Raw genomic sequence first — 24,849 nt, 5'->3', positions numbered from 1 at the left:
CTAACTTTTATTTCAGCGCATCCAGCGCCAGATTCAGCTTCAGCACGTTGACCACCGATTCCCCGATAAAGTTGGGCGTGGCACGCTCGGTGTTTTGCTCAATCAGCTTGGCGATCTGTTCCGTTGGTAACTGACGGGCATTGGCTACCCGCGCCAACTGATACTGCGCTGCCGCCACCGAAATCTGTGGATCCAGCCCGCTGCCGGAGGCGGTCAGCAGATCGGCCGGAATAGGCCCGCTCATCGCTGGGTTGGCCTGGCGCAGCTGTTTCACCCGTTCGGCGATGGCTTTATCCAGCGCCGGGTTGGTGGTGGCCAAATTGCTGCCACCGGATGCCATGGCATTATAGGCCGAATCGGCAGTGGCAGAAGGGCGGCCCCAGAAATACTCTGGTTTGGCGAAGTTCTGGCCGATCAACGCCGAACCGACCGCTTTATCCCCTTGATACAGCAGCGAGCCGTTGGCGGTATTGCTGAACACCAACTGCGACAGCCCGGTGGTCAGCAGCGGATAGGCGATGCCGGTGATCAGCGTCAGCAGGAGCAGCATCACCAGTGAAGGGCGTAAGTAAGACATCATCATTTCCTCATTATCTTAACCGGCCATATTCAGCGCGGTTAGCAGCAGATCGATCAGCTTGATACCGACAAACGGCACCAACAGGCCACCCAAACCGTACAGCCACAGATTGCGCCGCAGCAGTGCCGCCGCGCTCATCGCTTTATAACTCACCCCGCGCAGCGCCAGCGGGATCAGGAACACGATCACCAGCGCGTTGAAGATCACCGCCGACATAATGGCGGATGACGGTGAATGCAAATTCATGATGTTCAGCGCATTCAGTTGCGGGTAGGTGGCGGCAAATGCCGCCGGAATAATGGCAAAGTATTTCGCCACATCGTTGGCAATGCTGAAGGTGGTCAGCGAACCGCGCGTCATCAGCATCTGTTTACCGATATGCACCACTTCGATCAGCTTGGTGGGGTTGGAGTCCAAATCCACCATATTGCCTGCTTCTTTGGCAGCCTGGGTACCGGAGTTCATGGCAACCGCCACGTCGGCCTGTGCCAGAGCTGGGGCATCGTTGGTGCCGTCACCGGTCATCGCAACCAGGCGACCTTCGGCCTGATATTGGCGGATCAGCGCCAGTTTGGCTTCGGGTGTGGCTTCTGACAGAAAATCATCCACCCCGGCTTCGGCAGCGATGGCGGCGGCGGTCAGGCGGTTATCCCCGGTGATCATCACCGTTTTGATGCCCATTTTGCGCAGTTCGGCAAAGCGCTCTTTAATCCCACCTTTCACGATATCTTTCAGCGCCACAACGCCCAGCACGCGCGGCCCTTCGGCCACCACCAGCGGTGTACCGCCGGTGCGTGCCACGCTTTCCACCAGATCGTCGACGGCACGCGGGAAATGGCCGTTATTCGATTCCACGTGGCGGCGAATCGCATCCACGGCCCCTTTACGGATCATCCGATCCTGCACATTAACCCCGCTCATGCGGGTTTGCGCAGAGAAGGGCACAAAGGTGGCATTCAGGGCCTGCAAATCACGTTCACGCAGGTTGAAGTGCTGCTTCGCCAGCACTACAATACTGCGACCTTCTGGGGTTTCATCCGCCAGTGAGGAAAGCTGCGCCGCATCGGCCAGTTCCTGCTCTTTGACGCCCGGAGCAGGCAGAAACTCAGAGGCTTGGCGGTTACCCAGCGTGATGGTGCCGGTTTTATCCAGCAGCAGCACATCAACGTCACCAGCCGCTTCCACCGCTCGGCCGCTGGTAGCGATCACGTTGGCCCCCAGCATGCGGCTCATCCCGGCCACGCCGATGGCAGATAGCAATCCGCCGATGGTGGTGGGGATCAGGCATACCAGCAAGGCTACCAGCACGGTGATGGAGACCACGGTGCCGCTGCCTGCGGCTTCCACGCTGTATTGCGAGTAAGGGAACAGGGTGGCGGTTGCCAGTACGAAGACGATGGTTAAGGCGATCAGCAGAATGGTCAGCGCCACCTCATTGGGCGTTTTACGGCGTTTAGCGCCTTCCACCATGGCGATCATGCGATCGAGGAAGGTTTCACCTGGGTTCACGCTGCACTGCACCACCAGCCAGTCAGACAGCACGCGCGTCCCGCCGGTCACAGACGAAAAGTCGCCGCCGGATTCGCGGATCACCGGTGCGGATTCACCGGTAATAGCGCTTTCATCCACCGAGGCTCCACCTTCCAGCACTTCACCGTCGCACGGGATAGTGTCACCGGCTTCCACCAGTACGATATCCCCTTTGCGCAGGCTTTCGGCCGAGACTCTTTCGCTGGCCGCATCGCGTTTTGCGCTGGCAAGCTTCTTCGCCCAACTGGTTTTTTTGGTACCTTTCAGGCTTTCGGCCTGGGCTTTACTGCGCCCTTCTGCCAAGGCTTCGGCAAAGTTGGCAAACAGCACGGTAAACCACAGCCACAGCGAGATACTGCCAGTGAAAGCGGCGTTACCGTCAGTTTTGCCTGCCAGAATAGCTAACCAGATGGCGCTGGTCAGAATGCTGCCGATGTACACCACGAACATCACCGGGTTGCGCCACTGCACACGCGGATCCAGCTTTTTCGCCGCATCAATCAGCGCGGTACGGAGTAATGCTGGCTCAAACAGCGCACGTTGTTTACGAGTCATCGTTTTGTTCTCTCTATGACTGTTAGTTTGCCAACCAAAGCTGTAAATGCTCGGCTACCGGGCCCAGCGCCAGCGCTGGAACAAAGGTCAATGCGCCTACCAGCAGGATGGTGCCGATCAGCAGGCCGATAAACAGCGGCCCGTAAGTCGGCAACGTACCGTTACCCGCCGGTTGGCGTTTTTTGACGCACAGCGAACCGGCAATCGCCAGCACCGGCAGGATCACCCCAAAGCGGCCGACGAACATGGCGAAGGCCAGCAGTAGGTTATAGAACGGCGTATTGACGCTTAAACCGGCGAAGGCGCTGCCGTTGTTGTTGGCAGCAGAGGACAGGGCATACAGCACTTCGCTGAAACCATGCGCGCCGGGGTTGAGAATACCGGCACGGCCTGCGTCGGTGGCAATCGCCAGCGCGGTTCCCAGCAGTACCAGCGTCGGGGTAACCAGGATCGCCAGCGCGGTCATTTTCATGTCATAAACATCAATTTTCTTACCCAGATATTCCGGGGTGCGGCCAATCATCAGCCCGGCAATAAACACCGTCAGCAGCACGAACAGCAGCATGCCATACAGGCCGGAACCAACGCCGCCGAAGACCACTTCACCAATCTGCATCAACCACATTGGCACCAGGCCGCCCAGCGGGGTAAAGGAGTCATGCATGGCGTTGACGGCACCGCAGGAGGCCGCCGTGGTGACCACCGAGAACATGCTGGAGGCGAGAATACCGAAGCGGGATTCTTTACCTTCCATGTTGATATTGCTGGCGCTGCCCAGCGTGCTCAGATGCGGATTACCCGCCAGTTCGGCGTTCATCACCACGATCACCGCAATCACGAAGATCAGCGCCATCGCCCAGACCAGCGCATGGCCCTGGCGGTTTTCACCGGCGACCTGACCAAAAGCGAAGCACAGTGCGCAAGGGATCAGGAAGATCGCCAGCATCTGCACAAAGTTGGTCAATACCGTTGGGTTCTCGAACGGGTGCGCGGAGTTGGCTCCGAAGAAACCACCGCCGTTGGTGCCGAGCATTTTGATCGCTTCCTGCGAGGCCACTGGCCCCATCGGCAGCGTTTGTTGCGCACCTTCCAACGTGTTCAGATGCAGGTAAGGCAGCAGGTTCTGCAGTGAGCCCTGGCTAACAAAGAACAGCGCGATGATCAGCGACAGCGGCAACAGCACATACAGGGTAATGCGCAGGATATCGATCCAGGCATTACCGATGGTGGCACTGGAGCGGCGGGCAAACGCGCGGATCAGAGCAAAGGCCACGGCAATACCGGTGGCGGCAGACAGGAAGTTCTGTACCGTCAGCCCAACCATCTGGCTGAGATAGCTGAGGGTGTTTTCACCGCTGTAAGCCTGCCAGTTGGTATTGGTGACAAAACTGACGGCGGTATTGAAGGCCAGATCCCAAGACAACCCGGCGAATCCTTGCGGGTTAAGCGGCAATGAACCTTGGGCCATCAGCAGTACAAACAGCAGCACTAGCCCGAGGATATTGAACCACATGATCGCCAAGGCATACTGCCACCAGTTCATTTCTGCGGTGTCACTACCGCAACAGCGCCAGACGGCGCTTTCAAAATGACGCAGCACTGGCAGCGGTTCGCCTTCGATCAGCCGGGCGATAAAGCCACCCAGTGGACGGGCCAGCAACAGAAGCACCAGCATAAAGCTGGCAATCAGTAAGAAGGCTGAAGCTGCCATCAGAAGTCCTCCGCATTAAACAGGGCATAAATCAAATAGCCCAACAGCAGCAGAACCAACAGCGCACCACCAATAACGCTGAAATTCACGGGACACCTCCAGAGGTGTTGTTTTGGATACGCTGAGTGTAGGGAGCAGGGTAGAAAGAAAATGAAAAAATAGCGCTGAGAGGTGTAAAGAAAGTATAAAAATGGCTGAAATTAAAGCAGAAAAGTTCATTTTGTAGCCGTGAAAGTCGACGTGATCGGTGCTGTTACTGTTATTTAAGGGAGAAAAAGCCTGTCATCGGCAAGCAACCATCATGCAACCTGAATTAGGTTTGTTATTAACCTTGGTGTAACAAAATTACGTGATTGCGCTTTTTTTGCGATTTTTTAACCAGTTTGGTGGTCGGATGAGTAGTAAAATTACAACAACTGCGGTAAAATTTTGCTCAGTTTTCAAATCATCTTAATTTTAATTCTTACGCCCGTACGGTTTCCTGATAGTTCCGCCGCAGGTGTTTTCAAGGAGGTTCGCATGTCTAACTATCACGCCTATCCATTGCATCGGATCTTCCTGCGCCGTAGCGCAGTGCTTCTGGCGCTGCTGCTGACTTTACCGGTGATGCTGTTCCGTTCAGATCGCGCGCGTTTTTACAGCTATTTGCACCGTGTCTGGTCAAAAACCAGTGATAAACCGGTCTGGTTGCAGCAGGCAGAGGCCGCGTCTGGCGATTTTTATTGATTGCCGCGAGCGTACCATACTGAAACCCTCGTCAATTTTGGCGGGGGTTTTTTGTTTCTGCTTTACAAGGTCGTACTAACGCGCGAATTCCTCTACACTTTTCCCATCGTCTAACATTGTGGATCGTGAAATATGAATGACAAAATTCCGGTAGGGATTAGCGCTTGCCTGTTGGGCGGGACAGTACGTTTCGATGGTGGTCACAAGCGGTTCGCGTTTGCCGTTGAGCAATTGGCCCCTTATGTGCGCTTCGAACCCATTTGCCCGGAAATGGCGATTGGCTTGCCCGCGCCACGGCCGGCGCTGCGGCTGGTGAAAAAACAGCAAGAGACGGTGCTGTGCAACAGTAACGACAGCACGGTAGATGTCACCGACAAGATGCAGCAGTTCTCTGAGCAGCGTGTTGCCGGTCTACAGGATTTATGCGGTTATATCGTCTGCGCCAAATCGCCCAGTTGTGGTATGGAGCGGGTTAAGGTGTACGGTGAGAATGGCGAAGGGGCGCGCAAAAGCGGCGTTGGGCTGTTCACCGCCGAATTGATGCGCCAGATGCCGTGGCTGCCGGTGGAGGAAGATGGCCGCCTGAACGATCCGGTGCTGCGTGAGAACTTTGTTGAGCGGGTGTTTGCGCTCTATGAACTGAACATGCTGTGGCGTAAAGGCCTGACGCGCGGCGGGCTGATCGCTTTCCACAGCCGTTATAAACTTTCACTGCTGGCACATTCACAACCCGAATACCGCGAACTGGGGCGTTTTGTGGCGGGCATTGAAAAGTGGGCATCGCTGGAGGAGTTTACCGTGGAGTACCGCAGCCGCCTGATGGCGTTGTTGCAGCACAAAGCGACTCGTCGTAACCACACCAACGTGCTGATGCATGTGCAGGGCTACTTCCGCCGCCAGCTCAGTTCCGCTCAGCGTCAGGAACTGGCGCAATTAATCGATCGTTATCGCCAGGGGATGCAACCTTTGCTGGCTCCTATCACCCTGTTGAAACATTACATGGCTGAATATCCTGATAGCTATCTGGCGCAGCAGCGCTATTTCGAACCCTACCCAGAGGCGCTGCGTTTGCGCTATGGCCATTAATCAGCAAGGAATGCTATGACTACCCATCTGGTCTGGTTGCGTAACGATCTGCGCATGATTGACAACAAAGCGCTACATGCTGCCTGTAGCGATCCTGATGCCAAGGTATTGGTGGTGTTCGTTGCTACGCCTGGGCAGTGGCAACAGCATGAGATGGCACCGCGCCAGGCGGCCTTTATCTACGCCAACCTGTTACAGGTTCAGCAGGCGTTGGCGGAGCGCGGTATTGAGCTGGTTTACCATCAATGCCACGATTTTGCTGATTCAGCGCGCTGGCTGGTGGATTTCTGCCAGCAGCGGCAGGTCACCGCGCTGTTTTACAACCGCCAGTATGAAATCAATGAGCGCCAGCGTGATGCGCTGCTTGAACAACAGCTGGCGGGCAAGGTGATTTGCCACAGCTTTGACGATAGCCTGCTGTTACCTCCGGGCAGCGTGCAAACCGGCAGTGGCGAGATGTACAAGGTGTATACGCCGTTTCGACGGGCGTTTATCCAACGCCTGACCGAATCCGATGTCAGTTCATTGCCAGCCCCGCGTTCACGCGGCGAAGTGGTGAAAGTTACCGTGCCGGAGGCCTTCGATTATCCCTTAGCGGATGTAGGGAGTGCTTACCCGGCCGGTGAAGAGGCGGCATTGCAACGCTTGCGGACTTTCTGCCGTGAACAGGTGCAGGATTATGCGAAGCAGCGCGATCTGCCGGCGATTGCCGGTACTAGCAGTTTATCGCCATATCTGGCCATCGGCGTGCTGTCGCCACGTCAGTGCTTTAACCGGCTACGCGCCGAATGCCCGGAAGTGTTGGAAAACCCGGAAAGTGGTGCTTTCTGCTGGCTGAATGAACTGATCTGGCGTGAGTTTTATCGTCACCTGATGGTGGCGCATCCTGCGTTATGCAAGCACCGTCCCTTTATCGAGTGGACCGATAGGGTATGCTGGAAGGCTGATGATCGGGCATTACTGGCCTGGCAACAGGGCTTGACCGGTTACCCGATCGTCGATGCCGCTATGCGTCAGCTCAATCAAACCGGTTGGATGCACAACCGCTTACGCATGATCAGCGCCAGCTTTCTGGTGAAAGATTTGTTGATCGACTGGCGTGCCGGTGAACGTTATTTCATGTCTCAACTGCTGGATGGCGATCTGGCGGCCAATAACGGTGGCTGGCAGTGGGCTGCTTCTACCGGTACCGATGCCGCACCTTATTTCCGTATTTTTAATCCAACCACACAGGGCGAACGTTTTGATCCGCAAGGCACTTTTATCCGTAAATGGTTGCCTGAACTGACTGATGTACCGGACAATGATATTCACCAACCCCATCGCTGGGCAGAAAAACAGCGACGCGTGCTGGATTACCCGCTACCGATTGTCGATCACAAGCAGGCCCGGCTGGATACGCTGGCGGCCTTCGAAGCGGCCAAGCGAGGGGGATCTTAAGGCAACACCAAGGAGCTTCCTGATGATGAAAAAAATGCTGGCTTTGTGCCTGAGCGGGTATTCCGCACTGGCGATGGCCGGCTTTGACGTAGTGGCGCTGGGCGTCGACGGCGGCGTCAGCGATGGCAATCTGACCTCTTACCTGATCCGCAGCGACAAGCAAACGCAATATCTGGCATTGGATGCCGGTTCGCTGCTGCCGGGCATTGCCAAGGGGCTGCAAAAGGGCAGCTTCCCGCAGGTGACGCCTGAACTGGCGGCCCCTTATACTCCGCAGGGCTATGTGTTCCGCCAACTGATCGACAGTTATTTTATCAGCCACGCGCACTTGGACCATGTCGCCGGGTTGATCATTGGCTCACCGCAAGATAACAAGAAAACCATTTATGCGCAGGCGGACACCGTTCTGACACTGCGTAACCACTATTTCAACTGGAAAGCCTGGCCCAACTTTACCGATGCGGGCAATGGCGCGCGGCTGGGGACCTACCGTTTGCAAACGGTACGCCCGCAACAGCGAGTGACCCTGGGGCTGACCGGCTTGAGCGGCGTGATGTATCCGCTCAGCCACGATCGCTACTCTTCTTCAATGCTGCTGATTAGCGACCGCGAAGGCTCATTTGCCTATTTTGGTGATACTGGCCCGGATAAGCTGGAGCAGTCACGCAATCTGGATGCCATCTGGCGTGTGTTAGGGCCGCTGATTGAGCAGAAGAAGCTGAAAGGCATGATTATCGAAACCTCTTACCCTAACGGCGTGGAAGATAAATCGCTCTATGGTCATCTGACCCCAGCCTGGTTGCTGAAAGAGCTGAAAAACTTGCAGCAATACATTGGAGAAGAAGGTTCGCTGAAAGATCTGCCAATCGTGATCAGCCATATCAAACCCAGCCTGAAACAGGGGGAGGATGTGCGAGCCACCATCAAGCAGCAGCTAGAGCAGGGTAATAAGCTGGGGGTGAAGTTTATTTTGATGGAGCAGGGCGACCTGCAACAATTTTGAATAAGAGTGAGATGAGTATGCATAACCTCGATCTGGAAAATCTGATTAACACCGAGCTGAACTGCTCCGCTTTTCAGGACTATGGGCCAAACGGCCTACAGGTGGAAGGGCGCGCTCAGGTGCAGCGTATTGTCACTGGCGTGACGGCGTGCCAGGCGCTGCTTGATGCCGCCGTGGCGCATCAGGCCGATGCCATTGTGGTGCATCACGGTTATTTCTGGAAAAACGAAGCGCCGTCGGTGCGCGGCATGAAGCGTAACCGGCTGAAAACGCTGTTAAGCAATGATATCAATCTGTACGGCTATCACCTGCCGCTGGACGCGCATCCGGTGTTGGGCAATAACGCCCAACTGGCCAAGATGCTAGGGATCCGCGTGCTGGGTGAGGTTGAATCTTTGCTACCGCACGGTGAGTTTGAGCAACCGCTAAGCGGCAGTGAGCTGCAACGGCGTATCGAAAATTGCTTGGGCCGCGCAGTGTTGCACTGTGGTGATAATGCGCCGGAACAGATCCGCAAAGTAGCCTGGTGCACCGGCGGTGGTCAGAGCTTTATCGACAGCGCCGCACGGTTTGGTGTCGATGCCTTTATCAGCGGCGAGGTTTCGGAACAAACTATCCATACGGCGCGGGAAATGGGCCTGCACTTCTTTGCCGCTGGCCACCATGCCACCGAACGTGGTGGGATCAAGGCGCTCGGAGAGTGGTTGGCGCAGCAGCATGGCTTTGATGTGACCTTTATCGATATCCCGAATCCTGCCTGATTTTCCCTTACGGGTTCGCTTGGCCGAACCCGTAACCCATTCTAAGCCCTTACTTTAGCAAAGGTTGTTCTATTGACAGCCGGGCCGCCGTCACGCATAACTGATGCGTTTTGCAATAAATAAGGAGAACAAGGTGCAGCGAGCACAATATTACCTGTTAGGGGAAAGAGCAGTCGTGCTTGAATTGGCACCACCGGTTACGTTGCAGAGTCAGCAACGTATTTGGGCATTGGCGGAAAAGCTCAACCACCATACTGACGTGCGCGAAGTGGTGCCGGGCATGAATAACCTGACGCTGTTGCTGTATACGCCGCAGGCGGATGCCGAAGCCATGTTGGAGCTGCTGCGGCAGGGTTGGGAGGATAATGAAAGCCTGGTACCGGAATCCCGCGATGTGGATATTCCGGTGATCTACGGCGGGGAGGATGGCCCCGATCTGAACGAGGTAGCACAGTACACCGGCATGACGCCGCAGCAGGTGGTGGAATGCCATTCTTCGGTGGCCTATGTGGTGTACTTCCTCGGTTTTCAGCCGGGGTTCACCTATCTGGGTGGCATGCCGGAACGGTTGGCGATGCCGCGTCGGGCAGAGCCGCGCCTGTCGGTTGCTGCCGGTTCGGTGGGTATCGGCGGCGGCCAGACGGGGATCTATCCGTTAGTCACTCCCGGTGGCTGGCAACTGATTGGCCGTACGCCGCTTGCCCTGTTTAATCCCAATGAAATGCCGCCGACGCTGTTACGCCCTGGCGACAACGTGCGCTTTGTGCCGCAGAAGGAGGGGGTATGTTGAAGATCCTGCGTGCGGGTATTTACACCACGGTTCAGGACCTGGGGCGCAACGGTTTTCGCCGCTTGGGTATCAGCCAGGGCGGGGCGTTGGATGTACCTGCGCTGAAAATCGCTAATCTGCTGGTGGGCAACTCAGTGGAGGCCGCCGGGTTGGAGATTACGCTGGGGCAGTTCAGCGCTGAATTTACCCAAAGTGGTTGGATCGCCCTGACCGGAGCCGGTTGCGATGCCCAGTTGGATGGCAACTCGCTGTGGACGGGGTGGCGTTACCCGGTCAAAAAAGGCCAAAAGCTGACGTTGAAAACGCCTAAACGCGGAATGCGCAGTTATCTGGCAGTGTCGGGCGGAATTGCGGTGCCAGAGATGCTGGGGTCGCGCAGTACCGATCTAAAAGCCGGTTTCGGTGGGTTTAGTGGGCGACAGCTGAAAGATGGCGACGTTTTACCCTTGGGTAAAAGCCAGAAATTACCGGTTAATAGCCTAGGCGTGAAGCAGTTGCTGTTCAACAACCGGATCCGGGCTTTGCCGGGGCCGGAATATGAAGAGTTCAGCAAACAAGCGCAGGATGCCTTTTGGCGCACGGCTTGGCAGCTCAGCCCGCAAAGTAACCGGATGGGATATCGTCTGCACGGCAGCACTGCGCTGGCAAGAATCACCGATCGCGAAATGCTCTCTCATGGGCTGTTGCCGGGCGTGGTGCAGGTGCCGCATAACGGCCAACCAATCGTACTGATGGCCGATGCACAGACCACCGGTGGCTATCCGCGTATTGCCTGCGTGATTGAAGCCGATCTCTACCATTTGGCGCAGATTCGGCTAGGTGAGGCGATTCACTTTATCCCCTGCACCTTGGCCGACGCGCAGCGTGCCAAAGCTGAGCAGGATCACTTTATTCAACAGATTGCCTGGGGGTTAAATGATCGTTGATTTGAACGCCGATCTCGGCGAAGGCTGTGCCAATGATGAGGCGTTGCTGCAACTGGTCAGTTCCGCCAACATCGCCTGCGGCTTTCATGCCGGTGATGCGCAAACCATGCGCCAGTCGGTGCGTTGGGCGCTGCAATATGGCGTAGCCATCGGCGCACACCCGAGTTTCCCTGACCGGGAAAACTTTGGCCGTACCCGTATGCAGTTGCCTGCGGAAACGGTTTACGCGCAGGTGGTTTATCAGCTTGGCGCACTGGCGGCAATCGCCCGTGCCGAGGGCGGCGTAATGGTGCATGTGAAACCTCATGGCATGTTATATAACCAGGCCGCCGTGGAGCCCGAGTTGGCGGAAGCTATTGCCCGCGCCGTGCTGGCGGTGGATCCGGCATTACGTTTGGTCGGCTTGGCAGGCAGTGAGTTGATTCGTGCCGGAGAGAAACTGGGGCTGGCGACGCGGCAGGAAGTGTTTGCCGATCGCGGTTATCAGGCCGATGGCACTTTGGTACCGCGCGGTCAGCAGGGCGCGTTGATCGCCAGTGATGAGTTGGCGCTGGAACAAACGCTGGAGATGGTGCGTCACCACCGAGTACGTACGGTGGCAGGAACCTGGGCCGCCGTTCAGGCCGAAACGGTTTGCCTGCATGGCGATGGTGAACATGCGTTGGCCTATGCCCGTAAACTGCGTGAGAGCTTTGCCGCACAGCAGATCCGCGTCAGTGCGGATTAACCTGGTCGTATCGTTATAAAAATAAGAAACACAATCTATGAGGGATGAAAACTATGGAACAAGCAGTAAACCTCTGGCCACTGATCGGCATTGCCGCCATCGTGGTTGGATTCGTTCTACGCTTTAACCCGGTGCTGGTGGTGATCGCCGCCGGGATTATCACCGGGCTGGCGGCACTGATGCCGCTAGACGTGATTCTGGAAAAACTGGGTGAGGGCTTTATCAATACCCGTAACCTGCCGTTGATTCTGCTGTTACCGTTGGCGGTTATCGGTCTGTTGGAACGTCACGGGCTGAAAGAACGCGCGCAAGCGTGGATCGCCAAAATCAAAAGTGCCACCGCCGGGCGTTTGTTGATCGTCTATCTGTTTGTGCGTGAAGCCACCGCAGCGATGGGGTTGACCAGCCTGGGCGGCCATCCACAGATGGTGCGCCCGCTGTTGGCACCGATGGCCGAAGGTGCAACGGAAAACCGCTACGGTGATCTGCCTGAGCATGTGCGCCATCGGCTGCGTGCGATGTCTGCGGCGACCGATAACGTCGGTTTGTTCTTTGGTGAAGATATTTTCGTGGCTTTTGGCGCGATCATCTTTATGCATAACTTTATGCTGGAATCCGGCGGTATTCAGACTGAGCCGCTGCATATTGCGCTATGGGGGATCCCAACGGCGATCTTTGCCTTCCTGATCCACGCGTTCCGTTTGTATCGTATGGACAAGCAGCTGACCGCAGAGCTGAGCAAGCTCAATCAAGCCGCGCTGCAAGCGAAAGGAGCTGGCAAATGAATTTCCAGCAACAATATCTCTACTGGTTGGCCGGTGCGGTATTACTGATCGTCGCGGTGATGTCGTTCCGCGATCGCGCTAACCCACGTCGTGTGACTACGGGCCTATTCTGGATGCTGTACGGCTTGATCTTCCTGGTGGGGGACTGGACCTACGGGCTGTTCGGCAGCGGTGCCGAAGCCAAACGCCAATTGCACATTATCGTGGGGGTGCTGGTGGTGGTGATGGCATTGATCGCCGGTTTCGGTGGCGTTCGTCTGGGCAGTTACCATCAGCGTAGTCCGCAGGAGCGCGAAGCCAGCGCTCAGCGGCTGGGGAACCGCCTGTTTATTCCTGCTCTGGCCATTCCGGTGGTGACGGTGATCGGCGTGCTGCTGTTCAACAACATTCCGGCATTGCAAAATGCGGTGTTTGGCAGCGGCAATCATGCCACGCTGATTACGTTATTCTCGATGACTGTCGGCTGCGCGCTGGGTCTACTGATCGCCGTGAAGATGACCCATGAAAAAGCCCTGCAGCCGGTGCAAGAAGCGCGCCGCCTGCTGGATTCCATCGGTTGGGCGTTTATTCTGCCGCAGATCCTGGCTACGTTGGGCTTGTTGTTCACCACGGCTGGTGTTGGCACTGCGATTTCTCATCTGACGCAGGAATACCTGGCGGTCGATAACCGTTTCATTGCCGTGGCGGTATACGCTATTGGTATGGCAGTGTTAACCATGGTGATGGGTAACGCATTTGCTGCGTTCCCGATTGTTACTGCCGGTATCGGTATCCCCATTCTGGTGCTGCAACACGGCGGTAATCCGGCGGTGATGGCGGCCATCGGCATGTTCTCCGGCTATTGCGGCACCTTGATGACGCCAATGGCGGCTAACTTCAACATTGTGCCAGCAGCATTACTGGAACTGCCAGACAAGAACGCAGTGATCAAGGCGCAGATCCCAACCGGGGTCACTTTGCTGATAGTGAACGTCTTCTTGCTGTATTTCCTGATGTTCCTGTAGGAGAGCCTTATGCAAAAAGTATTAATCACGGGGTTTGAGCCGTTTGGTGGCGAACAGGTGAATCCTTCCTGGGAAGTGGTGAAGCAGCTCGACGAACGGGAAGTTGCTGGTACGCGTATCGTTGCGCGCCAGTTACCCTGCGTGTTTGGTGAAGCGTTAACGGTGCTGAACGCGGCCATTGATGAATTGCAACCGGTGTTGGTGCTGGCGGTGGGGCAGGCAGGTGGGCGCGTCGATATTACCCTGGAACGGGTGGCGATTAACGTTGATGATGCGCGCATTCCCGATAACCAAGGGCAACAGCCGCTCGATCAGGCGATTGTTGAACAAGGGCCAGCGGCTTATTTCAGCACCTTGCCCATCAAAGCGATGGTGAATGGGCTGCGCGAAGCCGGGATCCCTGCTTCGGTTTCGCAGACTGCCGGAACCTATGTGTGCAACCACGTGATGTACGGTTTGCTGCATCGTTTACGTGGGCAACAGGCGGTGAAAGGCGGTTTTATCCATATCCCGTATCTGCCGGAACAGGCCGCGTTCCACCCTGGTGCACCGAGTATGGCGGGCCAGACCGTGTTGCTTGCATTGGAATTGGCTATTTTGCTTGCGTTGCAGGTTGAGCATGATTTGAAAGTGGTGGGTGGAGCAACGCATTAAGGCGTGTTCCATGGGTTAAAATCTGAGGGCTCTGTACGCAGGGCCCTTTTCAGTTAAGGAGTGTGGTATGCCAGAAGGACCGGAGATTCGCCGGGCGGCAGATAAACTGGCGGCGGTGATGATTGGCCAACCGCTGACTGAAGTCTGGTTTGCCTTTCCCCAACTGAAACACTATCAAGCTGATTTGCTTGGAGAATGTATTACCGCTATCGAACCGCGGGGAAAAGCCTTGTTAACCGATTTCTCCAACGGGTTAACGATGTACAGCCATAACCAGCTTTACGGCGTGTGGAAAGTGGTGAAAGCCGGAGAAGTACCGGAAACCAAGCGCGATCTGCGCGTTCGGCTGGAAACGGCCGACTGGGCGATTTTGTTGTATAGCGCTTCCGATATCACTCTCGCACTGCGTGGCGAAATTGAGCAACATCCGTTTTTAAAACGCATCGGCCCTGACGTGCTGGATATGGCATTAACGGCAGGGCAGGTTGAACAGCGGCTGTTGTCTGCTAAGTTCTGCAAGCGGCAATTGGGTGGCATGCTGCTTGATCAAACCTTTTTGGCGGGGTTGGGAAATTACCTGCGAGCTGAAATTTTGTGGCAGGCGCAATTGGCACCCAAACATAAACCGCAGGACTTAACGCCTGAAGAGTTACACCGATTGGCACAGGCGTTGCTGGAAATTCCCCGCTTGTCTTATCAAACTCGAGGTCAGGTGGACGATAATCGCCACCATGGCACTTTGTTCCGCTTTAATGTGTTTCATCGCAGTGGCGAACCTTGCCTACGATGCGGGGCGATGATCGAGAAAACGGTTCTGTCATCACGGCCGTTTTATTGGTGCCCGGAGTGCCAGCAATAGCCGAAAAAAAACCGCCCAGGTTAACGTGGGCGGCCTTGTATCAGCAGAGGCAAATCAGCTTATTTATTGTTCTGCGATTTGAAATCACGTTCGGCATAACCGGTATACAACTGACGTGGGCGGGCAATCTTGATGCCTTCGTCGTGCATTTCGTTCCAGTGTGCGATCCAGCCGATGGTACGGGCAATAGCGAAGATAACGGTGAACATGGAAGACGGAATACCCATGGCTTTCAGGATGATACCAGAGTAGAAGTCGACGTTCGGATACAGTTTCTTCTCAATAAAGTACGGGTCGTTCAGCGCGATGTGTTCCAGCTCCATCGCCACTTCCAGCAGGTTGTCGTCTTTCTTGTTCAGTTCTTTCAGCACTTCATGACAGGTTTCACGCATCACGGTAGCGCGCGGATCGTAGTTTTTATACACGCGGTGACCAAAGCCCATCAGACGGAACGAATCGTTCTTGTCTTTGGCGCGCTTGATAAACTCTGGAATGTGCTCAACCGTTTTGATCTCTTCCAGCATCTTCAGTGCGGCTTCGTTAGCGCCGCCGTGCGCTGGCCCCCACAGGGAGGCGATACCGGCCGCGATGCAGGCAAACGGGTTAGCGCCGGAAGAACCGGCGGTACGCACGGTAGAGGTTGACGCGTTCTGCTCGTGGTCAGCATGCAGGATCAGAATACGATCCATCGCGCGTTCCAGCACCGGGTTCACCACGTACTCTTCGCACGGCGTGGCAAACATCATGCGCAGGAAGTTACCGGCGTAAGAGAGATCGTTACGCGGATAAACGAAAGGTTGGCCGATAGAGTATTTGTAACACATGGCCGCTACGGTCGGCATTTTGGACAGCAGGCGGAAGGCGGTAATTTCACGGTGACGCTCGTTGTTAACGTCCAGCGCATCGTGATAGAACGCCGCCAGTGCGCCAGTTACGCCGCATAATACCGCCATTGGGTGTGAATCACGGCGGAAACCGCGGAACAGATGGGTAATCTGATCGTGGATCATGGTGTGGCGGGTAACGGTGGTTTTGAAGGTCTCAAACTCTTCTTTGGTTGGGGCTTCGCCGTACAGCAGGATGTAGCACACTTCCAGATAAGAAGACTCTTTTGCCAACTGCTCGATTGGGAAGCCGCGGTGCAACAGAATGCCTTTATCACCATCGATAAAGGTGATCTTGGATTCGCAGGATGCGGTAGAAGTAAAGCCGGGATCAAATGTGAAATAACCCTTGGAACCCAAGGTGCGCACGTCAAGGACATCGGGGCCTAGTGTTGGGGTGAGTACGCCCAGTTCGATCGTAGCTTCGCCATTGTTGATACTTAGCGTCGCTTTCTTATCAGTCATTTACAGTCTCCTTAGCGCCTTATTTTAAAAACCTCTAACAACTGAAATACCTTAAATCTCGGCAGGTTGCCCGCAATAAAATGGTGCGAACGCTAACTCTGTGAGCGACTGCGCAAATGCGCGGGTTGGGTACAGAGTGCTAACCCGGCGAGCGAGATGGCTTACCAGTTATTAACGATTCTTCGGGATTCGTTATTTTCTATTAATCATTACCTACGACATGTTTGGAATGCTAGCCAGACACACTGTTGCATAACTTAAGCATAGGGGGAAGTGTATCTGTTGAGCGGTAGCCCATCATAGGGTTGATTGCTACCCTATTTGTAATGGAAATGTTGATCTCTTGTCAAATCAGATAATTAATTTAGTATGAAATGTGAAAATCGTGATCTGAATCACTGTTCGAGGGAAATGTCCCCAAAGGGATTGTATGGGAATTGTAATAAGAATGTGATCCTCCTATACTGCCGCCAGGTCTCCGGATTACCCTGAAGTAGGAGCACCCAGCGTTATAACTACGCGCCGTTTAAGCACAGTGGAAGTCGATGTTTGAGCGCGTGACGTGTAAGGGTTTTGGCTCTTAACGCTGTCTGATCCCCACCCAGGCCCGGAGGAAGGAAAATAATAAGAGCTGTGTGGGCAAAACCGTGAAAAAACAAAGACCTGTCAACCTGGATCTGCAAACGATCCGGTTTCCCGTAACTGCGATAGCGTCCATCTTACACCGAGTCTCTGGCGTAATTACCTTCGTTGCCGTGGGCATTCTTCTCTGGCTGTTGGGCTTGTCTCTCTCTTCTCAAGAGGGCTTCCTGCACGCCGCCTCCATCATGAATAGCTTCTTCGTGAAATTTATCTTCTGGGGGATCCTCACTGCGCTGGCCTATCACATTTGCGGTGGCATTCGTCACTTGTTAATGGATTTTGGCTATATCGAAGAGAGTTTAGCCGCAGGTACCCGTTCTGCCCAAGTGGCGTTCGGTCTGACCGCCGTGCTGTCAATTCTGGCTGGAGTCCTCGTATGGTAAGCAACGTTTCTGCATTAGGGCGTAACGGCGTGCACGATTGGTTGTTGCTGCGTGCTTCCGCGATCATCATTACCCTGTACGTTCTGTATATCTTGGGCTTTGTCGTCACCGCTCCGGATATCACCTATGAAATATGGCGCGGTTTCTTCGCCTCCTCTATTACGAAAGTATTCACCTTGCTGACGTTGCTGTCGATCCTGGTTCACGCCTGGGTTGGGATGTGGCAGGTGCTGACGGACTATATCAAGCCACTGGCGTTGCGCCTGGTGCTGCAACTGGCGATCGTCGTCGCGTTGCTGGTCTATTTACTGTACGGAACAATCGTAGTGTGGGGTGCTTAAATGAAACTGCCGATCAGAGAGTTTGATGCAGTTGTTATCGGTGCTGGTGGCGCAGGCATGCGTGCCGCATTGCAGATTTCCCAAGCGGGCTCAACTTGTGCCCTGCTGTCTAAAGTATTCCCGACCCGTTCCCATACCGTGTCCGCACAAGGTGGCATCACCGTAGCCTTGGGCAACAATCACGAAGATAACTGGGAATGGCACATGTACGATACGGTGAAAGGTTCCGACTACATCGGTGACCAAGATGCCATCGAGTATATGTGTAAAACTGGCCCGGAAGCGATTCTGGAACTGGAACACATGGGCCTGCCGTTTTCCCGTCTGGACGATGGCCGTATTTATCAGCGCCCATTCGGCGGCCAGTCACTGAATTTTGGTGGTGAACAGGCAGCACGTACCGCAGCTGCTGCGGACCGTACCGGCCACGCCTTGCTGCATACCCTGTATCAGCAGAACCTGAAGAACCACACCACCATCTTCTCTGAGTGGTATGCGCTGGATCTGGTGAAAAACCAGGATGGTGCGGTGGTTGGTACTACCGCTATCTGCATCGAAACCGGTGAGGTGGTGTACTTCAAGGCCAAAGCGACCATATTGGCTACCGGCGGCGCGGGCCGTATTTATCAGTCAACCACCAATGCGCACATCAACACCGGTGACGGTGTCGGTATGGCATTGCGTGCTGGCGTGCCTGTACAGGATATGGAAATGTGGCAGTTCCATCCGACCGGTATCGCCGGTGCGGGTGTCCTAGTGACGGAAGGTTGTCGCGGCGAAGGCGGCTATCTGCTGAACAAGCATGGCGAGCGTTTCATGGAGCGCTATGCGCCTAACGCCAAAGACCTGGCTGGCCGCGATGTGGTTGCCCGTTCGATCATGATTGAGATCCGCGAAGGCCGTGGCTGCGATGGTCCATGGGGCCCACATGCCAAACTGAAGCTGGATCACTTGGGCAAAGAGGTGCTGGAATCCCGTCTGCCGGGTATTTTGGAACTGTCTCGTACCTTTGCTCACGTCGATCCGGTGAAAGAGCCGATCCCGGTTATCCCAACCTGTCACTATATGATGGGCGGTATCCCGACCAAAGTGACCGGCCAGGCATTAACCGTGAACGAAAAAGGCGAAGACGTAGTCATTCCAGGGTTGTTCGCCGTCGGTGAAATTGCCTGCGTATCGGTACATGGGGCTAACCGTCTGGGCGGCAACTCGCTGCTGGATCTGGTGGTGTTTGGCCGTGCTGCTGGCATGCATTTGCAGGAGTCACTGATAGAGCAGGGTGAAAGCCGTGACGCCAGCGATTCTGACGTAGAAGCTTCGTTGGAACGCCTAAACCGCTGGAATAACACCCGTTCAGGTGAAGACCCGGTTGAAATCCGTAAAGCACTGCAATCCTGCATGCAGAACAACTTCTCGGTGTTCCGTGAAGGCGATGCAATGGCCAAAGGGTTGGAAGAGCTGAAGGTAATCCGTGAACGTTTGAAGAATGCACGCTTGGATGATACCTCCAGCGAATTCAACACCCAGCGTATCGAATGCCTGGAGTTGGATAACCTGATGGAGACTGCGTATTCCACCGCCGTGTCGGCCAACTTCCGCACTGAGAGCCGTGGCGCACACAGCCGCTTCGACTTCCCGGATCGTGATGATGCCAACTGGCTGTGCCATTCGCTGTATCTGCCGCAATCGGAAAGCATGACGCGTCGTGAAGTGAATATGCAGCCGAAACTGCGCGCGGCATTCCCGCCGAAAGTGCGTTCTTACTAATTGCGGAGCCTGATTGATGAAACTCGAATTTTCTATCTATCGCTATAATCCGGATGTCGACGACGCCCCGCATATGCAGGATTACACCCTGGAAGCGGAAGAAGGCCGAGACATGATGCTGTTGGATGCGTTAATCCAACTAAAGGAAAAAGATCCGACCCTGTCGTTCCGCCGCTCCTGTCGTGAAGGGGTATGCGGTTCAGACGGTATCAACATGAACGGTAAAAATGGCCTGGCCTGCATCACGCCGATCTCGTCGCTGCGCAAAGGCAACAACAAGATTGTGATCCGCCCATTGCCAGGGTTACCGGTAGTGCGCGATCTGGTGGTGGATATGGGGCAGTTCTATGCCCAATATGAAAAAATTAAGCCGTTCTTGTTGAACGACGGTAAGAATCCGCCGGCGCGCGAGCACCTGCAGTCGCCAGATCAGCGGGCTAAGCTGGATGGTTTGTACGAATGTATCCTGTGCGCCTGTTGCTCAACCTCTTGCCCATCGTTCTGGTGGAATCCTGACAAGTTTGTTGGCCCGGCAGGTCTGTTGGCAGCGTACCGCTTCCTGATCGACAGCCGTGATACGGAAACTGAAGCACGTTTGGATGATCTGAACGATGCTTTCAGTGTTTTCCGCTGCCATAGCATTATGAATTGTGTCAGTGTATGTCCTAAGAGCTTGAATCCGACGCGTGCTATCGGTCATATCAAGTCTATGTTGCTGCAACGCGGCGCATAAACGGAATGAGATGCTGCGCCGGGCACTTTTCCGGCGCACATTCTAAGAGAGGGAGCCTCTAAAAACTGATGGGTGATTGTCGTTTTAGGCAGTCAGGCTAGTCCCGCCGGTTTTTAGAGGTTCCTTGTAAGGGGCCGCAAGGTCCAAAACAGAACGTGCATTTAAGCTGTATCAGGTTATAAGCACGTCGAGTGAACCGTTTTTACGGCAAACCGTACCATCACGGTAATTATGTTAACCACGGCGAAAACTGAAGCTTTAAAGCTTAAGGGATCATAATGCAGAACGGCGCAATGAAGGCCTGGCTGGATTCCTCCTATCTGGCGGGCGCGAACCAGTCCTACATAGAGCAGCTCTATGAAGACTTTTTAACCGATCCGAGTTCCGTTGAAGATAGCTGGCGTTCCATTTTTCAACAGCTACCAACCACGGGTGTTAAACCCGATCAGCTCCACTCCCAAACGCGAGATTACTTCCGCCGCCTGGCGAAAGATTCTGCGCGTTACAACACCACCATTAACGATCCTGAAACCGATGCCAAACAGGTCAAGGTATTGCAACTGATCAACGCCTTCCGTTTCCGCGGGCATCAGCATGCAAACCTCGATCCACTCGGCCTGTGGAAACAGGAACGTGTTCCCGATCTTGGTCTTGCCTATCACAACCTGAGTGAAGCCGACTTCCAGGAAACCTTCAACGTGGGTTCTTTTGCCATTGGTAAAGAAACCATGAAGTTAGGCGATCTGTATAGCGCGCTGAAGCAGACTTATTGTGGTTCTATCGGTGCAGAGTATATGCACATTACCAATACCGAAGAAAAACGCTGGATCCAACAGCGCATTGAATCGGTAGTGGGGCAGGCCAGTTTCACCGTAGACGAGAAGCGCTGCTTCTTGAGCGAACTGACGGCAGCCGAAGGGCTGGAACGTTATCTCGGTGCTAAATTCCCAGGGGCGAAACGCTTCTCGCTGGAAGGTGGCGATGCATTGGTGCCAATGCTGAAAGAGATGATTCGTCATGCAGGTAAAAACGGTACCCGTGAAGTGGTGCTGGGCATGGCCCACCGTGGCCGTCTGAACGTGCTGATCAACGTGCTGGGTAAAAAACCCGCCGATCTGTTCGACGAGTTTGCCGGTAAGCATAAAGAACATCTGGGCACCGGTGACGTGAAATATCACCAAGGCTTCTCTTCTGATGTTGAAACGGAAGGCGGCATGGTTCACTTGGCGCTGGCATTCAACCCATCACATCTGGAGATAGTCAGCCCGGTAGTGATGGGCTCTGTGCGTGCCCGTCGCGATCGTCTGGACGAAGCGCGCAGCAATATGGTGCTGCCAATCACCATTCACGGTGATGCCGCCATTACCGGCCAGGGTGTAGTTCAGGAAACCCTGAACATGTCTCAGGCACGTGGCTATGAAGTCGGTGGTACGGTACGTATCGTCATTAACAACCAGGTTGGTTTCACTACTTCCAATCCGTTGGATGCACGTTCTACCCAATACTGTACCGATATTGCCAAGATGGTACAGGCACCGATCTTCCATGTGAATGCTGACGATCCAGAAGCCGTGGCGTTTGTTACCCGCCTGGCGTTGGATTTCCGTAACACCTTCAAACGTGACGTTATGATCGATCTGGTCTGTTACCGTCGCCATGGGCATAACGAGGCCGATGAGCCAAGTGCAACCCAGCCAGTGATGTACCAGAAGATCAAAAAACACCCTACGCCACGCAAGATTTACGCTGACGTTCTGACTGGTCAGAACATTGCCAGCCTGGAAGATGCCACGGAAATGGTCAACCTGTATCGCGATGCACTCGATCGTGGTGATTGTGTGGTTGAAGAATGGCGTCCGATGAACCTGCACTCCTTTACCTGGTCACCGTATCTGAACCATGAGTGGGACGAAGAGTACCCAAGCAAGGTTGATATGAAGCGCCTGCAGGAACTGGCACGGCGTATCAGTACCGTACCTGAAGCGATTGAGATGCAGTCACGCGTAGCGAAAATCTACGGTGATCGTGCCGAGATGGCTGCGGGTAATAAAGCATTCGACTGGGGCGCGGCTGAAACGCTGGCTTATGCTACGATGGCAGACGAAGGCATCCCAATCCGTATCTCTGGTGAAGATGCGGGGCGTGGCACCTTCTTCCATCGCCATGCTGTGGTGCACAACCAGAAAAATGGTTCAGTTTATGTTCCATTGGCTAACATTCACAGCGGGCAGGGTGAGTTCAAAGTTTGGGACTCCGTACTGTCTGAAGAAGCTGTTTTGGCGTTCGAATACGGCTATGCCACTGCTGAGCCACGTACCCTGACCATCTGGGAAGCACAATTCGGCGACTTCGCCAACGGTGCGCAGGTGGTAATCGACCAGTTCATCAGTTCTGGTGAGCAGAAATGGGGCCGGATGTGTGGCCTGGTGATGCTGCTACCACACGGTTACGAAGGCCAAGGGCCAGAGCACTCCTCTGCGCGCCTGGAGCGTTATTTGCAACTGTGTGCCGAGCAGAATATGCAGGTATGCATCCCGTCCACGCCTGCACAGGTCTACCATATGCTGCGCCGTCAGGCGTTGCGTGGTATGCGCCGTCCGTTGGTAGTGATGTCGCCTAAGTCTCTGCTGCGTCATCCGCTGGCGACTTCTTCTCTGGAAGAACTGGCGAACGGCACTTTCCAACCGGCTATCGGTGAAATCGACGAACTGGATCCGCAGGCGGTGAAACGCGTAGTGCTGTGTTCCGGTAAGGTTTATTACGATCTGCTGGAACAGCGCCGCAAGAATGACCAGAAAGACGTCGCGATCGTACGTATTGAGCAGCTGTATCCATTCCCGCATCAGGCAGTTCAGGCGGTGCTGGAGCAGTATGCCCATGTGCATGATTTCGTCTGGTGTCAGGAAGAGCCGCTGAACCAGGGCGCTTGGTATTGCAGCCAGCATAACTTCCGTGAAGTGATCCCATTTGGGGCTTCTTTGCGTTACGCCGGACGCCCGGCCTCCGCCTCTCCGGCGGTTGGCTATCTGTCCGTACACCAGAAGCAGCAGCAGGCTCTGGTGAATGACGCGTTGAATATTGATTAGTATCCCTAGATTTCAGGGTGTAGCAAGGCGGTAACTGAATGACTCCCCAGGCGCTTCGAACATAAGTGGCTGGGGAGAGAGAACAGCCAACCCCGCGACAGCTTGAAAGATGAAGGGTAAAAACTTAAGGGAAAGCTTAATGAGTAGCGTAGATATTCTGGTTCCTGACCTTCCTGAATCGGTTGCTGATGCGGCCGTGGCCACTTGGCATAAAAAACCAGGTGATGTGGTAAACCGTGATGAAGTTCTGGTTGAGATCGAAACCGACAAAGTGGTGTTGGAAGTACCAGCCAGCGAAGCGGGGATCCTCGATGCGATTCTGGAAGATGAGGGCGCAACCGTAACCTCCCGCCAGATAATCGGCCGTATCCGCCCAGGCGATAGCTCTGGTAAACCGACCGAAGAGAAAACGCAGAGCAAAGAAGCTACCCCGGCACAGCGCGCCACCGCTAGCCTGGAAGAAGAAAACAACGACACACTCAGCCCGGCGATCCGCCGCCTGATTGCTGAGCATGAGCTTGATGCGGCGGCGATCAAAGGCAGTGGTGTGGGTGGCCGTATCACTCGTGAAGACGTGGAAGCACACCTGGCTGGCAGTAAGAAGGCAGATAAACCTGCTGCCGTTTCTGCGCCAGAAGCGGCACCGCAGCCTGCTCTGAGCAGCCGCAGTGAGAAACGTGTGCCGATGACTCGCCTGCGTAAACGTGTGGCCGAGCGCCTGTTGGAAGCGAAGAACAGCACCGCAATGCTGACCACCTTCAACGAAATCAACATGCAGCCGATCATGGATCTGCGTAAGCAATACGGCGAAGCTTTCGAAAAACGCCATGGTGTACGCTTGGGCTTTATGTCCTTCTACATCAAAGCGGTAGTCGAGGCTCTGAAACGCTTCCCTGAGGTGAATGCTTCTATCGATGGTACCGATGTGGTTTACCACAACTACTTCGACATCAGCATTGCGGTATCTACCCCACGTGGTCTGGTGACTCCAGTGCTGCGCGATGTTGACACCATGAGCATGGCGGACATCGAGAAGAGAATCAAAGAGCTGGCGCTTAAAGGCCGTGACGGTAAATTGACCGTGGAAGAGCTGACCGGCGGTAACTTTACCATTACCAACGGTGGCGTATTCGGTTCACTGATGTCTACCCCGATCATCAACCCACCGCAGAGCGCCATCCTGGGCATGCACGCCATCAAAGATCGCCCGATGGCGGTTAATGGTCAGGTTGTGATTCAGCCGATGATGTATCTGGCACTGTCTTACGATCACCGCTTGATTGATGGCCGCGAGTCCGTGGGTTATCTGGTGACGGTCAAAGAGATGCTGGAAGATCCCGCTCGCCTGCTGTTAGACGTTTAATTCCTGCCAGGGTGCGGTAATTACCGCACCCACACTCTGTGCTATGTG

General features: G+C 54.9%; 23 protein-coding genes. 18 read left to right on the top strand and 5 right to left on the bottom strand.

All coding sequences use genetic code 11. The annotated features are described in order from the left end of the window. Positions 1–7: 7 nt before the first annotated feature. From kdpC to ACX1CU_RS16965, 4 genes are read right to left on the bottom strand one after another with little or no spacing between them, the layout of a single operon-like run. The gene (gene kdpC, locus ACX1CU_RS16980) at positions 8–577 is read right to left on the bottom strand and encodes a potassium-transporting ATPase subunit KdpC (protein WP_459402843.1); all 570 of its coding nucleotides are present in this window, start codon (positions 575–577) and stop codon (positions 8–10) included. 18 nt (positions 578–595) lie between these two features. Beyond that, positions 596–2,665, bottom strand: coding sequence for a potassium-transporting ATPase subunit KdpB (kdpB, locus tag ACX1CU_RS16975; RefSeq protein WP_459399433.1), 2,070 nt, complete (start codon positions 2,663–2,665; stop codon positions 596–598). A 22-nt stretch (positions 2,666–2,687) separates the two neighbouring features. Continuing rightward, positions 2,688–4,376, bottom strand: a complete 1,689-nt coding sequence (gene kdpA / locus ACX1CU_RS16970) for a potassium-transporting ATPase subunit KdpA (RefSeq protein ID WP_459399432.1) — start codon at positions 4,374–4,376, stop codon at positions 2,688–2,690. Beyond that, the gene (locus ACX1CU_RS16965) at positions 4,376–4,465 is read right to left on the bottom strand and encodes a K(+)-transporting ATPase subunit F (RefSeq protein WP_459399431.1); all 90 of its coding nucleotides are present in this window, start codon (positions 4,463–4,465) and stop codon (positions 4,376–4,378) included. The genes kdpA and ACX1CU_RS16965 overlap by 1 nt, the downstream gene beginning before the upstream one ends. 430 nt (positions 4,466–4,895) lie before the next feature. On the opposite strand from ACX1CU_RS16965, the gene ACX1CU_RS16960 reads away from it, so the two are divergent. The 12 genes from ACX1CU_RS16960 to nei all read left to right on the top strand — a co-directional run bounded on the left by ACX1CU_RS16960 (position 4,896) and on the right by nei (position 15,137). After that, on the top strand, positions 4,896–5,102 hold the full coding sequence (locus ACX1CU_RS16960) for a YbfA family protein (protein ID WP_459399430.1): 207 nt from the start codon (positions 4,896–4,898) through the stop codon (positions 5,100–5,102). 132 nt (positions 5,103–5,234) lie between these two features. After that, a complete protein-coding gene (locus ACX1CU_RS16955) occupies positions 5,235–6,188 on the top strand; it encodes a YbgA family protein (protein WP_459399429.1) in 954 nt (317 codons plus the stop codon). 15 nt (positions 6,189–6,203) lie between these two features. Then, positions 6,204–7,628, top strand: coding sequence for a deoxyribodipyrimidine photo-lyase (gene phrB / locus ACX1CU_RS16950; RefSeq protein ID WP_459399428.1), 1,425 nt, complete (start codon positions 6,204–6,206; stop codon positions 7,626–7,628). Between the two features lie 22 nt (positions 7,629–7,650). After that, positions 7,651–8,631 (top strand): MBL fold metallo-hydrolase, encoded by a 981-nt coding sequence (locus ACX1CU_RS16945; RefSeq protein ID WP_459399427.1) that lies wholly within the window; start codon positions 7,651–7,653, stop codon positions 8,629–8,631. Positions 8,632–8,648: 17 nt separating this feature from the next. After that, the gene (locus ACX1CU_RS16940) at positions 8,649–9,392 is read left to right on the top strand and encodes a type 2 GTP cyclohydrolase I (RefSeq protein ID WP_459402842.1); all 744 of its coding nucleotides are present in this window, start codon (positions 8,649–8,651) and stop codon (positions 9,390–9,392) included. A 133-nt stretch (positions 9,393–9,525) separates the two neighbouring features. Beyond that, positions 9,526–10,182 (top strand): 5-oxoprolinase subunit PxpB, encoded by a 657-nt coding sequence (pxpB, locus tag ACX1CU_RS16935; RefSeq protein WP_459399426.1) that lies wholly within the window; start codon positions 9,526–9,528, stop codon positions 10,180–10,182. Further along, positions 10,176–11,108 (top strand): 5-oxoprolinase subunit PxpC, encoded by a 933-nt coding sequence (gene pxpC, locus ACX1CU_RS16930; protein WP_459399425.1) that lies wholly within the window; start codon positions 10,176–10,178, stop codon positions 11,106–11,108. The genes pxpB and pxpC overlap by 7 nt, the downstream gene beginning before the upstream one ends. Continuing rightward, a complete protein-coding gene (pxpA, locus tag ACX1CU_RS16925) occupies positions 11,098–11,835 on the top strand; it encodes a 5-oxoprolinase subunit PxpA (protein ID WP_459399424.1) in 738 nt (245 codons plus the stop codon). Before pxpC ends, pxpA begins: the two co-directional genes overlap by 11 nt. A gap of 53 nt (positions 11,836–11,888) precedes the next feature. Beyond that, positions 11,889–12,620: a DUF969 domain-containing protein gene (locus ACX1CU_RS16920; protein WP_459399423.1), complete on the top strand. Its 732-nt coding sequence runs from the start codon at positions 11,889–11,891 to the stop codon at positions 12,618–12,620. Then, positions 12,617–13,624, top strand: coding sequence for a DUF979 domain-containing protein (locus tag ACX1CU_RS16915; protein WP_459399422.1), 1,008 nt, complete (start codon positions 12,617–12,619; stop codon positions 13,622–13,624). The genes ACX1CU_RS16920 and ACX1CU_RS16915 overlap by 4 nt, the downstream gene beginning before the upstream one ends. 9 nt (positions 13,625–13,633) lie before the next feature. Beyond that, the gene (gene pcp, locus ACX1CU_RS16910) at positions 13,634–14,278 is read left to right on the top strand and encodes a pyroglutamyl-peptidase I (protein WP_459399421.1); all 645 of its coding nucleotides are present in this window, start codon (positions 13,634–13,636) and stop codon (positions 14,276–14,278) included. A 67-nt stretch (positions 14,279–14,345) separates the two neighbouring features. Further along, on the top strand, positions 14,346–15,137 hold the full coding sequence (gene nei, locus ACX1CU_RS16905; RefSeq protein ID WP_459399420.1) for an endonuclease VIII: 792 nt from the start codon (positions 14,346–14,348) through the stop codon (positions 15,135–15,137). 59 nt (positions 15,138–15,196) lie between these two features. Here the strand turns inward: nei and ACX1CU_RS16900 are convergent, their stop codons facing one another. Continuing rightward, entirely contained in the window at positions 15,197–16,486 is a 1,290-nt protein-coding gene (locus ACX1CU_RS16900; RefSeq protein WP_459399419.1) for a citrate synthase, read from the bottom strand. Positions 16,487–17,121: 635 nt separating this feature from the next. On the opposite strand from ACX1CU_RS16900, the gene sdhC reads away from it, so the two are divergent. From sdhC to odhB, 6 genes are all read left to right on the top strand, one after another. Then, the gene (gene sdhC, locus ACX1CU_RS16895; protein ID WP_459399418.1) at positions 17,122–17,511 is read left to right on the top strand and encodes a succinate dehydrogenase cytochrome b556 subunit; all 390 of its coding nucleotides are present in this window, start codon (positions 17,122–17,124) and stop codon (positions 17,509–17,511) included. Next, a complete protein-coding gene (gene sdhD, locus ACX1CU_RS16890) occupies positions 17,505–17,852 on the top strand; it encodes a succinate dehydrogenase membrane anchor subunit (RefSeq protein WP_459399417.1) in 348 nt (115 codons plus the stop codon). The genes sdhC and sdhD overlap by 7 nt, the downstream gene beginning before the upstream one ends. Continuing rightward, complete coding sequence (gene sdhA / locus ACX1CU_RS16885) at positions 17,853–19,619, top strand: succinate dehydrogenase flavoprotein subunit (RefSeq protein WP_459399416.1); 1,767 nt, start codon at positions 17,853–17,855, stop codon at positions 19,617–19,619. Positions 19,620–19,635: 16 nt separating this feature from the next. Continuing rightward, positions 19,636–20,352 (top strand): succinate dehydrogenase iron-sulfur subunit, encoded by a 717-nt coding sequence (locus tag ACX1CU_RS16880; RefSeq protein WP_459399415.1) that lies wholly within the window; start codon positions 19,636–19,638, stop codon positions 20,350–20,352. Between the two features lie 278 nt (positions 20,353–20,630). After that, positions 20,631–23,438: a 2-oxoglutarate dehydrogenase E1 component gene (sucA, locus tag ACX1CU_RS16875; protein ID WP_459399414.1), complete on the top strand. Its 2,808-nt coding sequence runs from the start codon at positions 20,631–20,633 to the stop codon at positions 23,436–23,438. 139 nt (positions 23,439–23,577) lie between these two features. Next, positions 23,578–24,801 (top strand): 2-oxoglutarate dehydrogenase complex dihydrolipoyllysine-residue succinyltransferase, encoded by a 1,224-nt coding sequence (gene odhB, locus ACX1CU_RS16870; protein ID WP_459399413.1) that lies wholly within the window; start codon positions 23,578–23,580, stop codon positions 24,799–24,801. Positions 24,802–24,849 lie beyond the last annotated feature (48 nt).

This window comes from Serratia sp. D1N4, from assembly GCF_054552755.1.
This window is presented reverse-complemented; position numbering and strand designations above follow the sequence as displayed.